General features: G+C 55.2%; 12 protein-coding genes. 7 read left to right on the top strand and 5 right to left on the bottom strand.

Annotated elements, in window-relative coordinates; all coding sequences use genetic code 11:
* Positions 1-98: 98 nt before the first annotated feature.
* The 3 genes from AC5Q5A_RS13030 to AC5Q5A_RS13020 all read left to right on the top strand — a co-directional run bounded on the left by AC5Q5A_RS13030 (position 99) and on the right by AC5Q5A_RS13020 (position 4,210).
* On the top strand, positions 99-1,445 hold the full coding sequence (locus AC5Q5A_RS13030) for an ammonium transporter (protein ID WP_493895535.1): 1,347 nt from the start codon (positions 99-101) through the stop codon (positions 1,443-1,445).
* A 36-nt stretch (positions 1,446-1,481) separates the two neighbouring features.
* A complete protein-coding gene (locus AC5Q5A_RS13025) occupies positions 1,482-1,646 on the top strand; it encodes a hypothetical protein (protein WP_165374900.1) in 165 nt (54 codons plus the stop codon).
* A gap of 179 nt (positions 1,647-1,825) precedes the next feature.
* Positions 1,826-4,210, top strand: a complete 2,385-nt coding sequence (locus AC5Q5A_RS13020; RefSeq protein WP_493895534.1) for a trimethylamine N-oxide demethylase — start codon at positions 1,826-1,828, stop codon at positions 4,208-4,210.
* A gap of 126 nt (positions 4,211-4,336) precedes the next feature.
* Here the strand turns inward: AC5Q5A_RS13020 and AC5Q5A_RS13015 are convergent, their stop codons facing one another.
* From AC5Q5A_RS13015 to AC5Q5A_RS12995, 5 genes are all read right to left on the bottom strand, one after another.
* Entirely contained in the window at positions 4,337-5,698 is a 1,362-nt protein-coding gene (locus AC5Q5A_RS13015) for a trimethylamine monooxygenase (protein WP_417837533.1), read from the bottom strand.
* A 75-nt stretch (positions 5,699-5,773) separates the two neighbouring features.
* Positions 5,774-6,814: a heme-dependent oxidative N-demethylase family protein gene (locus tag AC5Q5A_RS13010; protein WP_493895533.1), complete on the bottom strand. Its 1,041-nt coding sequence runs from the start codon at positions 6,812-6,814 to the stop codon at positions 5,774-5,776.
* A gap of 14 nt (positions 6,815-6,828) precedes the next feature.
* Positions 6,829-7,794 (bottom strand): PDR/VanB family oxidoreductase, encoded by a 966-nt coding sequence (locus tag AC5Q5A_RS13005; protein WP_493895532.1) that lies wholly within the window; start codon positions 7,792-7,794, stop codon positions 6,829-6,831.
* Positions 7,791-8,402: a dimethylamine monooxygenase subunit DmmA family protein gene (locus AC5Q5A_RS13000; protein WP_493895531.1), complete on the bottom strand. Its 612-nt coding sequence runs from the start codon at positions 8,400-8,402 to the stop codon at positions 7,791-7,793. The genes AC5Q5A_RS13005 and AC5Q5A_RS13000 overlap by 4 nt, the downstream gene beginning before the upstream one ends.
* Before the next feature lie 81 nt (positions 8,403-8,483).
* Positions 8,484-9,617: an aminomethyl transferase family protein gene (locus tag AC5Q5A_RS12995; RefSeq protein WP_008892015.1), complete on the bottom strand. Its 1,134-nt coding sequence runs from the start codon at positions 9,615-9,617 to the stop codon at positions 8,484-8,486.
* Between the two features lie 394 nt (positions 9,618-10,011).
* Here AC5Q5A_RS12995 and AC5Q5A_RS12990 point away from each other — a divergent pair, with 394 nt between their 5' ends.
* From AC5Q5A_RS12990 to AC5Q5A_RS12975, 4 genes are all read left to right on the top strand, one after another.
* The gene (locus AC5Q5A_RS12990) at positions 10,012-10,716 is read left to right on the top strand and encodes a helix-turn-helix domain-containing protein (protein ID WP_338186067.1); all 705 of its coding nucleotides are present in this window, start codon (positions 10,012-10,014) and stop codon (positions 10,714-10,716) included.
* 118 nt (positions 10,717-10,834) lie between these two features.
* Positions 10,835-11,731, top strand: coding sequence for a class II glutamine amidotransferase (locus AC5Q5A_RS12985; RefSeq protein ID WP_064781945.1), 897 nt, complete (start codon positions 10,835-10,837; stop codon positions 11,729-11,731).
* A gap of 83 nt (positions 11,732-11,814) precedes the next feature.
* Positions 11,815-12,501, top strand: a complete 687-nt coding sequence (locus AC5Q5A_RS12980; RefSeq protein WP_063090378.1) for a GltB/FmdC/FwdC-like GXGXG domain-containing protein — start codon at positions 11,815-11,817, stop codon at positions 12,499-12,501.
* Positions 12,502-12,567: 66 nt separating this feature from the next.
* Complete coding sequence (locus AC5Q5A_RS12975; protein ID WP_063090379.1) at positions 12,568-13,896, top strand: FMN-binding glutamate synthase family protein; 1,329 nt, start codon at positions 12,568-12,570, stop codon at positions 13,894-13,896.
* The last annotated feature ends 57 nt before the right edge of the window (positions 13,897-13,953 follow it).

The following is a 13,953-nucleotide window of genomic DNA, read 5'->3' as shown; positions in this document are numbered from 1 at the left end:
GCACAATAAAAAACACATTTGCGCTTGTTCACTACAGGGAATTGAATTTTAATAAAAGGAATGTCCATCGGGGGGCATTTTGTGATGGAGAGACTAAAATGGAACAATCCGTACCAGAGTTGATGGCGAGGCTGGACAGCCTTGAAGCATCGCTCAGCATGGCAACGACCATCAATTCCGAAGTTTTCTATTGGTGGTGTACTGCACTGATGCTTGCAATTCACGCAGGCTTCCTTGCGTATGAAATGGGTGCATCGCGTGCGAAGAACGCACTGGCATCCGGTATGAAAAACCTGATCGCTTTCGCATTCCTGATCCCGGCCTTCTATTACATCGGCTGGTGGATCTATCTTGCGTTCCCGACCGGCTTCACCATTTCCGACGGTTCCGAGGCAGGCCTGCCCTGGAGCGAATATATGGGTCCGAACCTGACGGATAACGCATCGGGTATCTTCTATGCGGCCTTCACGCTGTTTGCGGCAACCACCGCCTCGATCATGTCGGGCTCGGTGATCGAACGTATCCGTATTTCCGGCTTCACCATCCTTGCCCTGTTCCTCGGCGCTGTTGTCTGGGTATTTGGCGCATCCTGGGGCTGGCATCCGGATGGCTGGCTCACCACCGAGTGGGGCCTGCACGACGTTGGTGCGGCGGGTGCCGTTCACACCATCGCCGGCTTCTTCACCCTTGGTGTTCTGATCAACCTTGGTCCGCGTATCGGTCGCTTCAATGCCGACGGTACCGTCAACAATATCAACGGCCACAACATGCCGATGTCGCTGATTGGCCTGATGCTTATCGTTATGGGCTTCTTCGGCTTCCTTGGCGGCTGCATCATCTATACCGGCGATACCTGGATGACCATTTACAACACCCCGGCAACCCTGTCGGCATTCGCATTCAACACCTTGATGGGCGTTGCAGGCGGCATGATCGGTGCGTATCTGGTCACCCGTGATCCGTTCTGGATGATGTCTGGTGCCCTGATCGGTGTGATTTCCTCTGCACCGGCACTTGACCTTTACTATCCGGGTCTTGCCTTCCTCGTCAGCTTTGGCGGCGGTTGCGTCATGCCGAAACTCAACGACATCCTTGTTGAGAAATTCAAGATCGACGATGCGGTTGGCGCGGTTGCCGTCCACGGCTTTGGCGGTGTCTGGGGTCTGGTCATGGCCGGTGTCTTTGCGTCTGGCTATCAGAACGTTGCCGGTCCGGAGATCTCGTTTGTTGGTCAGCTTTCAAGTGCTGTCGTCTTCATGATCCTTGGCTTCGCACCGGGTTACGTTCTGTCCCTGGTGCTGAAGCTTGTTGGTCTGCTGCGCGTGTCTGAAAAGGCAGAAGTGGCTGGCCTCGACAAGGCTGAAGTACCGGTAAGTGCATATCCGGAAAGCACCGTTCCGGCGGCATTCGCCAACGATCCGACTTCGCCGACCCCGGCTGAGTAAGATCATTCTGACACATCGAAACAAGGAAACTGAAACATGAACTCAGCTCCGATTACCAGTTGGGAAGGTGCAGAAGCCTACTTCACCTTTGCTGACAAACCGGCTCTGCTCGTGGCGCTTACACTTGTTGGTGTTGGCGTGTGCATCTGGACCATCGCCTCGATGGCCATTCACGAGAACAAAGCCTACAAAGACATGTAATCTGATTGACGCAAAGCAATACAATGACGCCCTGAACCCTTGGGTTATTGCTTTGCTCAACTGACACAGCGAGAGGCCAGTGTCAAAACTGGCCTCTCTGCCTTTTCCCGATAAAGTAAAAACACCAAATACCCTTCAGGCCTGCCACTTTCAGATCATTCACCGCACACGAGGCCACAATGATCGACCTTGCCCGAACACCGGAAACCTATCCGCACGCTGTCCGCGCTGCGCGCCCCAGTCGCATCATCAATGCCGGACGAACTGCGATGGCACGCAACCTCGAACGCTATGAAATTCCCGGACGGGGCGCGATCATGATATCGGTGCGCGAGGGCGATCAACTCGCACTGCGCAATTGTGAAGGCATGCAATCGGTCGAGCTGATCGGCCTGACACCATCCGGTGCCGCACGGCCCGAGATTTTTGAACCTTTGGCACATGGCGCGCCAAAAGGTCTGATGGATCTGCTGTCTGATCCGTTTGATGACAGCCTGACGCGCTTTGCCAAGACCTTGCGCAAACGCGATATCAAACTTGAAACCTGTCTTGCCCATCGGCTTTTTGGCAATGCCAGCCCACCCGGTGATACGGTCGAACTGACCATCCAGCTTGACGGGTTTGTCATCATCGCCACCCCGGCACCGCTGATGCGGATTGATGCCCATAATACCGCAACACCGATCACGGCCCTGATCAAACGCGCCCATCATTCTGATACCTACAGCTTCGCCCTGCCCGACCCGCTGGCCGATCCGGTTGTGGATTTACGCGTGCATTCCGCCACCGCCGAGGCTTATGAAATCAAGGCCGGGGATTACATCCAGATTCTTGATGTTGATGGACGGCAATGCACCGATTTTCAGTGTTTTGATGCGCGCAAACTTGATCGCGGCATTCAGAACCCGCTGGATGTGACCACCACACGCACATTGATGGGCCATGCCTATCCGATGCCGGGCCTGCACGGAAAATACTATGATCAGGACATGGATCCACTGGTCGAGGTCATTCAGGACACCTGCGGGCGTCATGATGCCTTTGCCATGGCCTGTGCGGCAAAATATTACGATGATATCGGCTATCCCGGTCATGTGAACTGCACGGACAATTTCAACGCGGCCCTTGCCAAACATGGCGTTGATCCGCGGGCGGGCTGGATGGCGATCAATTTCTTTTTCAATACCGGCATCGATGATCACGGCGTGATGTATGCCGATCAGCCCTGGTCGCGTCCGGGCGATTATGTTCTGTTGCGTGCGATGACCGACCTTGTCTGTGTGTCATCGGCCTGCCCGGATGACACGTCCGCGGCCAATGCCTGGAAACCGACCGACATCCATATCCGAAGTTACGATGGTGCTGAAAAATTCAGCCACGCCGTTGCCTGGCGCCCGACTGCAGAGGCCGAAGCAAAAATGACCAAAGAAACTGCCTTCCACCCGCGTTTAAGCGAACTGACCCGCAACTTCGTCGAATATAAGGGTTTCTGGCTGGCGCATGAATATACCGGCCATGGCATGATCGAAGAATATTATGCCTGCCGAGAAAAGGCCGTGGTCATTGATCTGTCGGCCTTGCGGAAGTTTGAAATCACCGGTCCGGACAGCGAAGCGCTGATGCAATATTGCCTGACGCGCAATGTCAAAAAACTTGGCATTGGACAGGTCGTCTATTCTGCGATATGCTATCCGCATGGCGGGATGATTGATGATGGCACATTACTGCGTCTGGGGCAGGATAACTTCCGCTGGATTTGTGGCGATGATTACAGCGGTGTCTGGCTGCGTGAACAGGCCGAAAAACTTGGCCTTCAGGTCCTGATCCGTTCATCGACCGATCAGATGCACAACATCGCCGTTCAGGGCCCCAAAAGCCGCGATATCCTGCGCGAAGCCATCTGGACCCCACCCCATCAGCCGTCCATGGATGAAGTCGACTGGTTCAAATTCACCATCGGCCGGATTGGTGACGCCAAAGGCGTGCCTGTTGTCGTCTCCCGCACCGGCTATACCGGCGAACTTGGTTATGAAGTCTGGTGCCATCCCAAGGATGCCCTCACCGTCTTTGACGCCATCTGGGCGGCCGGCAAACCACATGGCCTGACGCCGATGGGATTGGGAGCCCTTGATATGGTTCGGATCGAGGCGGGCTTGATCTTTGCCGATTACGAGTTTTCAGATCAGACCGATCCGTTTGAAGCCGGGATCGGCTTTACCGTGCCGCTAAAATCCAAGGAAGATGACTTTATTGGCCGTGACGCCCTGATCCGGCGCAAGGAACATCCATCGCACAAACTGGTCGGGATCGAGATTGATGGCAATGTCACCGTCGGTCATGGCGACTGCGTCCATATCGGACGTGCGCAGATCGGTGTGATCACAAGTGCTGTGCGATCCCCCATTCTGGGCAAGAATATCGCGCTGGCGCGGGTAGATATCGCGCACGCCGATATTGGCACCGAGGTCGAAATTGGCAAGCTTGACGGACATATGGTCCGCCTGCCCGCCATCATCACCGCCTTCCCGCATTATGATCCCAAAAAGGAGAAGCCGCGGTCCTGAAACCCGCGGCTTATAACCCCAAAAGAAACCCCGCAGCCATATCGACTGTGGGGGTGACTGCGAGTTTGATTAAGGGAGACGGCGGACTTGCGCCCGCTTCTTTGAAAGTCCTGAAAGTTCGGCTGCCTATTCGGCAGCCGTTTTCTTTTCAACCTGCAAATAGGCTTCAAGGCTGTCATCAAGTTCGTCCAGCCAAGGCGTGTGATGGGCCGGTGACATATTGCCCGTCATCAGCGAGCGATAGGACTTGTTGCGATAGCCCATGATGTCGTCGGCCTTGTCATGTTCCCATTCCTCGAAGGTCTTGTTCACCCCTTCGATGTCGAACATCGGATAGTCCGTCATCTCGATCAGATGGGCGGTGTAATCGCCCTGGAACCAGATCATGTCGTGATCGTCCTTAAGACCCTCTTCGCGATCCCGCCATGCTTTGCTGTCGGCCTTCATCTCATCCCTGGATGGCAAGGGAATGCGGCCCATGATGACATCACGGGCAAACCAGGCCTGCGCATCAAACATGTTGAAGGTATAGAACTGGTCCTGCATGCCGAGATACATCATCTTCGGATTTTCTTCCCAGACGACACCTTTATAAAGACCAAGCGGCCACAGGCGGTTATCGGTCTTAAGACGCAGATCATCAGTCAGGAACGGGAAGTGATGCTGATAGCCGGTGCACAGAATGATCGCATCGACGTCACGTGATGAGCCATCCTTGAAATAGGCCGTATTGCCATCAACCTTGGTCAGAAGCGGGACCTCTGCCCAGTTATCGGGCCAGTCAAACCCGATCGGGTTGGTGCGATGGCTGACCGTGACCGACTTGCAGCCATATTTATAGCATTGCGATCCGATATCTTCGGCCGAATAGGACGTACCGATGATCAGGATATCCTTGCCCTTGAATTCCAGTGCGTCACGGAAATCATGGGCATGCAAAACACGCCCGCCAAAGGTATCAAATCCCGGGAATTCCGGCACATTCGGGGTGGAGAAATGACCATTGGCAACAATGACGTGATCAAATTCCTCGGTCGAAACCACATCATTTTTCAGATCGTGGGCGGTCACCAGAAACGTTTGGCTTTCTTCATCAAACTCGACACTGCGGACCGGGGTTCTGAAACGCACCCACGGGCGGACATTGGCCTTTTCAACGCGGCCCTTGATGTAATCCCAAATCACTGCGCGCGGCGGATAGGATGCGATGGGTTTGCCGAAATGTTCCTCAAACGTGTAATCGGCAAATTCCAGACATTCCTTGGGGCCGTTTGACCACAGATAACGATACATCGACCCGTGGATCGGTTCGCCATATTCATCAAGACCGGTGCGCCAGGTGTAGTTCCACAAACCACCCCAGTCTTCCTGACGTTCAAAACACACAATCTCGGGGATTTCGGCCCCTTTGGCGGCGGCAGATTGAAATGCACGCATCTGCGCCATGCCTGACGGACCGGCGCCAATAATCGCAACACGAAGTGTCATAGCCTTAAATCCCCAATAAAAGCGTTATGCCGTTTATGCGTCTCCTCTGCCCGGCTTGTGCCGGTTCGTTCTTCGTTAATCGGGGAAGATCCCCGGTGACGTCGGCGCCCCGTCGTCAAATTGTGAAAGCCACTCGACCAGGATCGGGTGGTAGCGCGACAGCCCCTTGTAATCGACAAGTTCGGGCCGCAAATCGCGCATGACACGATGCAGGCGACGACCCCATTTCGGCTGGGTCACCACTTCGTTCATCGCCATCAAATATGTTCGGATCGGAAACAGGATTGCGTTGGACCGCGGCAGACGCCAAAACGTCTGAAGCTCCACACGCAGATGGACCTTTTCACCAATATTTTCCGGCGTCACGGTCATCCGGTCCGGGCCCCATTTGGGATAATTTTCCGGGCTGGTATCGAGACGCGGATTGACCGTCAACGTCCAGTTCAGGCGCCGGGATGGCTGCCCCTGTGGCAGGGTCAAAAGGAATTTCAGCGCACGCTGGAACACACCCAGTTCGTGGGCCAGCGGCACGGGTGCATGCCATTCAAAGAAATTCATGCCAATGTCGAAATCAAGCGACCAGTCGGCCTGTGCCGTAATGATCCCGGCATCCATCCAAAGGTTGCCGTCGCGCTGATCAAGGATGGCATGATCGCCTTGTACCTGACGTCCGATATATTCCATCGGATGGCAGGGCAGTGTCGAACTGTCGCCAAAGGTAAAGGTATCGTCGATCTGAAGCGGTTTGTTGATCCAGTGCCAGCGATCCCCATCCATGGTCAGTTTGAACAGATCAGGATAATCGCGTACCTTGGATACCATCACCAGTTCAAGGAAATCCCACCCCGCCGTTTCCATATGCGGCAGGCCCTGACACCGACCGGGGTCCTCGGCCAGAACAAGGGCACGGTCCTTCATTTCCGCGACATAGTGTTCATCAACATCAAACGCATTTTCAAACGGGCTGCCGACACGCGCAGCATGATGCGGTTCGATATTGGTCGAATACATGTATTCGTCTTCCGGGAACGGGAACGGAAAACGCGGGATGTTTGAAGGGCTGTTGGCGTAGGTGAAATCACCGCGGAAGCTCTCGTCCTTAAACTGGATGGTCATGACTGAAATCCCCCTTACAGATCAAGTTCAAGGCGTTTGCCACGGAACCGCGAAACACAGGGCATGATCCGTTGCTTTGCCGCACGCTGTTCTTCGTCAAGCCAGTGGTCGTTGTGCATGATCTCGCCGTCGCAGGCGACAACCACCGTTTCGCACTGACCACACGCCCCGCCCCGGCACATGCAATTGATCGGGGTTCCGGATGCCTCGACCGCCTCAAGCAGGCTCTGTTCTGCACCCACCGTGATATCAATCCCGGCCTTGGCCAGATGCACTTCAAACGGTTCGCCAACCGGCGGGGCCAGGAAGTGTTCGAAATGAACGTGTGCTGCGGGCCAGCCAAGACTGGTTGCGGTTTCAACCACCCGTTCGATCATGCCCTTTGGGCCGCAGACATAGACATGTGTGCCAAGGGGCTGACTGGACAAAAGCATTTCCAAATCAACGCTTTCGCCCTGATCATCGCAATAGCACGACACGTTATCGCCAAAACGATCGGCAAGGCTGTCCATATAGGCCGCCTGTGATACTGATCGCGCGGCATAGTGCAGTTCAAACGGCACACCAAGTTTATCGGCCTGGGCCATTTGTGCGATAAACGGCGTGATCCCAATGCCGCCCGCAATCATCAGGTGCTTTCGCGCCCGCAGATCCAATGCGAAGAGATTGACCGGGGCAGAGATTTTCATCTGCATGCCAGGTCGCACCTGTTCATGCATGAATTTCGATCCGCCGCGCCCGGTATCGTCACGGCGCACCGAAATCGCATATTGGTCGCGCTCGAACGGGGAACTCATCAGCGAATAGGGATTTTTGCGTTTCGTACCGTCATCAAGCATTTCGACAACGATATGCGCCCCACCCGAAAAGGCGGGCAGTTCATCGCCATTTACATGCTTGAATTCGAACCGTTTGATGATCGGATTGACCTCGACCACCTTGCTGACAACCACCGGAATCAAATGATCGGACGCACTCATTTGAACACCTCCTTGATTTCGATTTCTTCAGACGGGTCTTCGGCATTGATGCAGACACCCTGGAATGCCGCCAGACGTCGGGAATAGTGATCACGCACGAGCAACAGCAAATCGCAAGACGGGCATTTGACCGGCTGGGTCGTGACATCCTCGATCATGGTTTTGCAGTGGACGCATTGAACGCGACGGGCCAGACTGCCGCGATGCTCACACTGCACCGCTGTATGATCGAGACCGCATGCCTCACCCTTGGCAACGCCCTGCCCCACAAGGCCTTCGGTCCCGGCGAGATACAGCTGCGTCCCCATCTTGGCATCCGATAGCCAGTCACCGAGTTTTGCGACGGCTTCTTCGATGGTCGGGAAATGTTCGAACCGCTTGGCTCCCAGCGCATAAAGCGACGTTATCAGGGCCGCCTCGCCCGGGGTTGGCACATACAGGATATGTACCTTTTCCATCATGTCGCGCGGCAGTTCCTGCACGACCCGGATAACGCATTCGGCACCGGATGCATCGGCCAGAAAATAATGCGCCAGACCCGGCACGATTTTAAGCGTGCCGTAGGTCGGACGGGAAAGAATGCTTTCTTCGATAAGACTCTCAGACATGGTAGCGGGTCCCATTCTGTCAGAAACCTCAAGGATCAGGCGTTTGATCCGGGGGCCTCTGACAGCCCCCGGTCGTGTGGCTTAACCCTTGGCTGTTCTTTTCAATTTTTTGGGGTCGTCAAATGGCATGGTATGGGCCATTCCGCCAAGCATGCCTTTTTCACCTGTGACTTCGAGCTTCACACCCTGTTCGGCGCAATCGACCGCCAGACGGGCGATGGCCATCGTCTGATCCTTAAGCGGTGAATACATCGCACAGGTCACAACGCCGACCTTGGCCCCGTCCTTGAACACTTCCGCCCCTTCGGCCGGGACTTCCTTGCCATCAAACAGGATGCCAAAGATCTTGAAGCGTTCCTTGCCTTTCAGGCGGTAATGTTCCTCGGCACCGCGGAATCCGGTCTTGCCCGGACTGACGGTGAAATCAAGGCCAAGCTCCCACAGGGTATCGCCCGGTCCTTCGTTTTCAAACGGGTACATCTGCGAGTTATCGTAAGGGTAAAACAACAGGTAGCTTTCAACACGCAGCATATCAAGTGTCGTAAAGCGGGTCGGGATAATGCCCATATCCTTGCCCTCAGCAACGATGCGATCCCAGATCATCCCGGCATCCTGACCACGACAGAAAATCTCATAGCCGCGTTCACCGGTATAGCCGGTGCGCGAAATCATTACTGGTGCGCCAAACAACTGCGTCTGCGTATGATGAAAATAGGGCAGATCGCGAATACCCGGTACATATTCCGCCAGATAATCCACCGCAAGCGGCCCTTGCAGAGACAAATCATGAAGGTTGTCATCAAAACGAACCGATACATCACGGCCCATGGCGGCCTTGGTCAGTTCTTCATGCCCGGTACCCGATCCGTGCACCACCATCCATGAATTGGGCCCCATGCGATAAATCACGCAATCATCGGTAAACTTGCCCTGATCATTCAGCATGCAGGCATAGACAGACTTGCCCGGATAGATCTTTTCGACATTGCGCGTGGTGGCATAGTCGATCACGTGGGATGCATGCGCGCCGGTGATGTGAACCTTTTTCAGGCCTGAAACATCCATGATCCCGGCCTTGGTGCGGATCGCGATATATTCCTCGTCCCAATCCTTGTCATAGGTCCAGGCGGTGCCCATCCCGCTCCAGTCTTCAAGATTGGAACCAAGCGCGCGATGCCGATCGGCAAGGGCTGAAAATCTCCAGCTTGCAGTCATAGTGATGGCCTCCTGATATGATTGCCTTTGCGCACAATCAGCGCGCTATTATCGGCTTATTTTGTTCCATATTTTGGCGGCATCTTGTTCGCGAACGCAATAATTATTTTTCATATTATTCAATTTTTATTCCTTAAAGGCTATTTTATACGGCATTGCAGCAACTTCCATCCCCACCCCTCATATCGCCTTTCCGGAAATTTATTTTCCCTGGAGTTGATAAATATTTCCTGCCAGTGTAAGTCATGCCTATGGCGTATGGCCGACCAATAAGGGCAAAAGCCCGGGCGCATACGACCGATAAAAAAGCAGGCCGCATCAAGTGGCCGTTCGAGGAAACCAGAAACGAGCGGACCCGCACCGGGACAAAACCGGTGACGGAGGACAAGCCAGCATGGCAAATAGCAAAACAACACAAGCACTGCAGACCACCGCCAATAGCGAGCAAGGATCAGGCATGGACACCAAGAGCAAACCCGCCGCCCTCACCCAGGACCCGCACGCGCTTCGTGAACCCAAGGAAAACAATCTCGAAATTGCCATCGGCCATGAAGTCCGAGCGCTCCGCAAGAAGCTTGGCATTACGATTTCTGATCTGGCGTCGGCAACCGGGATCTCGATGGGGATGCTTTCCAAGATCGAAAACGGCGTGACCTCGCCATCCCTGACCTCGCTTCAGGCGCTGGCAAGTGCGCTGGGTGTGCCGGTGACCGATTTCTTTCGCCGTTATGAAGAACCGCGCAATGCGGTGTTTGTAAAATCCGGTGAAGGTGTTGCGATTGAACGCCGCGGCACGCGCGCAGGCCATGAATATAACCTGCTGGGTCATATCGATAACAACACCAGCGGTGTGGTGGTCGAACCCTATTTGCTAACGCTTACCGAGGAGTCGAGCAGCTTCCCCGCATTCCAGCATGAAGGCATGGAATTCATCTATATGCTTGAGGGTGAAGTTCGTTACCGCCATGGCGATCAGCTTTACTACATGAAAGAAGGCGACAGCCTGTTCTTTGACGCCGATGCCCGCCACGGACCGGAAGAACTTCTTTCGTTTCCAATACGTTACCTATCGATCATCTGCTATCCCGCCCGGGGATAAGCATTCACTCTGGTGAAAACATCAATTCACTGAGAAGAAATTTTTATTCTTCATAGTTGATTCCGCATTCGCGAACAGTTAGTCTCCGTTTCAGAAACAGAATGGAGACTGTCCTGCCATGTGCGGCATTGTTGGTTTATTCCTTAAAGATAAAAGTCTGGAACCACAGCTCGGCGCGTTGTTGTCTGAAATGCTGGTGACCATGACCGACCGTGGTCCCGATAGCGCGGGCATCGCAATCTATGGCGCAGATCAGAATGATCTGGTCAAACTCACGATCCAGTCTCCGGAGCCGGAAACAGATTTTGCCGGCCTGACCGAAGACCTGCGCAAAGCCGGGATCAAAAACGCATCCATCCTGCCCAAAAACACCCATGCGGTGATTACGGTTTCAAGCGATCAGATCGATGCGACCAGAAGCGCACTTGAAGACCTTCGTCCGAATGTGCGCGTCATGGGAACGGGTACGGCGATGGAGATTTACAAGGAAGTCGGCCTGCCAAAGGACGTGCTGGAACGTTTCAAGATTTCCGACATGAGCGGCACCCACGGGATCGGCCATACCCGCATGGCGACCGAAAGTGCGGTGACCACCCTTGGCGCCCACCCGTTTTCGACCGGTTCGGACCAATGCCTTGTGCATAATGGTTCGCTGTCGAACCATAACAACCTTCGCCGTGAACTGACCCGCGAAGGCATTCGCCTTGAAACCCAGAACGACTCAGAGGTCGCAGCCGCCTATCTGACCGGCGAAATGGCCAAGGGCAAAAACCTGGGCGAAGCCCTGACAAGTGCGCTTGATGACCTTGATGGCTTCTTCACCTTTGTGGTTGGCACCAAATCGGGCTTTGGCGTTGTGCGCGACCCGATTGCCTGCAAACCGGCCGTGATGGCGGAAACCGATGCCTATGTCGCATTCGGCTCCGAATACCGTGCACTGGTCAACCTGCCGGGCATCGAAGACGCCAAGGTGTGGGAACCGGAACCGGCCACGGTTTATTTCTGGGAACACTGATTAACACGAACCCTGTCGGCTGCTGCGATGCGCGCACCGACCCGACTGCACTCACCCCGCAGTCCTATGAGGAAGGAACACAAATGCCAGTGTTTGATCTTGCAACCACCGAACTGCGCGCGCTCAATCAGGCGCTTCATGCGCTTGATAAAAGTGGTGTGCCTGAGGATTTCGAAATCACCAATCCGCGCGGCGCACATGCCGTGGCTGTCGGCATCGACGCACCGGTCAATGTCACGATTAATGGCAGCGTCGGTTATTACTGTGCGGGCATGAACGAACAGGCCACCGTCACGGTCAATGGCAATGCCGGTCCGGGTGTGGCGGAAAACATGATGTCGGGCAAAGTCGTGATCAAGGGCGATGCCAGCCAGTATGCCGGGGCCACCGCCCATGGCGGGTTGCTGGTGATCGAAGGCAATGCGTCGTCACGCTGCGGCATTTCGATGAAAGGTGTCGATATCGTCGTTAAGGGCAATATCGGCCACATGTCGGCCTTCATGGCGCAGTCAGGCAACCTTGTTGTCCTGGGTGATGCCGGTGACGCGCTTGGTGATTCGCTTTATGAAGCGCGCCTTTTCGTGCGTGGCACGGTCAAAAGCCTCGGTGCCGATTGCGAGAAAAAGGAAATGCGGGCGGAACATATCGACCTTCTGACCAAGCTTCTTGCAGATGCAGGCATCACGGATGTGAAGCCCGAGGAATTCACGCGATATGGCTCGGCCAGAACGCTTTACAACTTCAGTGTCGATAATTTCGACGCCTATTGATGCGGCACGCTGAACGCCGCGCGGATCAAAAATCCGAGCGCGTCAGCCCAAAGACAGGATCAGACCATGACCTACAAAAATCCCGTTACGACGCCGCGTAAATCGGCAACCTTTGATGACTACACCCTTTCGGAAATCCGCCGCGCAGCCGCGACCGGCATCTATGACATCCGCGGTGGTGGCGCGAAACGCCGGGTTCCGCATTTCGATGATTTGCTGTTCCTTGGCGCATCCATGTCGCGCTATCCGCTCGAAGGCTACCGCGAGAAATGCGAAACCGCCGTGACGCTCGGCACCCGTTTTGCCAAGAAACCGATCGAGCTTAAAATTCCGATTACCATTGCCGGTATGAGCTTTGGCTCCCTTTCCGGCCCGGCCAAGGAGGCGCTTGGACGCGGCGCATCTGCTGCTGGCACATCGACCACGACGGGCGATGGCGGCATGACCGAAGAAGAGCGCGGCCATTCGACCCAGCTTGTTTATCAATACTTGCCGTCACGTTACGGCATGAACCCGCGCGACCTGAAACGCGCCGATGCGATTGAAATCGTTATTGGCCAGGGCGCAAAACCGGGCGGCGGCGGTATGTTGCTGGGTCAGAAGATCTCTGACCGCGTTGCCGAAATGCGCAACCTGCCGATGGGCATTGATCAACGATCCGCATGCCGTCATCCGGACTGGACCGGCCCGGATGATCTTGAGATCAAAATTCAGGAAATCCGCGAAATCACCGATTGGGAAAAGCCGATCTTCATCAAGGTCGGCGGCGCACGCCCCTATTATGACGTTGCCCTTGCGGTCAAGGCCGGTGCCGATGTCATCGTGCTGGATGGTATGCAGGGTGGCACGGCCGCAACCCAGGAAGTCTTTATCGAACATGTCGGCCAGCCGACCCTTGCCTGCATCCGCCCGGCGGTAAAAGCATTGCAAGACATGGGCATGCACCGCAAAGTACAACTGATCGTTTCGGGCGGTATCCGCAACGGTGCCGACGTTGCCAAGGCGCTTGCCCTTGGTGCGGATGCGGTTTCCATCGGGACCGCGGCCCTGGTCGCGATTGGGGATAACGACCCGAAATGGGAAGCAGAATATAACGAACTTGGCACCACGGCTGGTGCCTATGATGACTGGCATGAAGGTCGTGATCCCGCAGGCATCACGACACAGGATGCCGACCTGATGAAACGGGTTGACCCGATTGCCGCCGGACGGCGACTGGCCAACTATCTGAAGGTCATGACCCTTGAAGCGCAAACAATTGCGCGCGCCTGCGGCAAAAATCATGTGCACAACCTCGAACCCGAGGATCTCTGCGCACTGAATATCGAAGCGGCCGCCATGGCTGGTGTACCGCTTGCCGGAACCAACTGGGTTCCGGGTCAGGGAGGATTCTAGAACAGCTAACCTACCACCGGACCGGGTGCGCCCCAAGGCGTGCCCGGGGAACCGATG

The organism is Thalassospira sp. CA1 (assembly GCF_059052855.1).
Note: the sequence above shows the minus strand (reverse complement) of the source record. Positions and strands in the feature narration are given on the sequence as shown.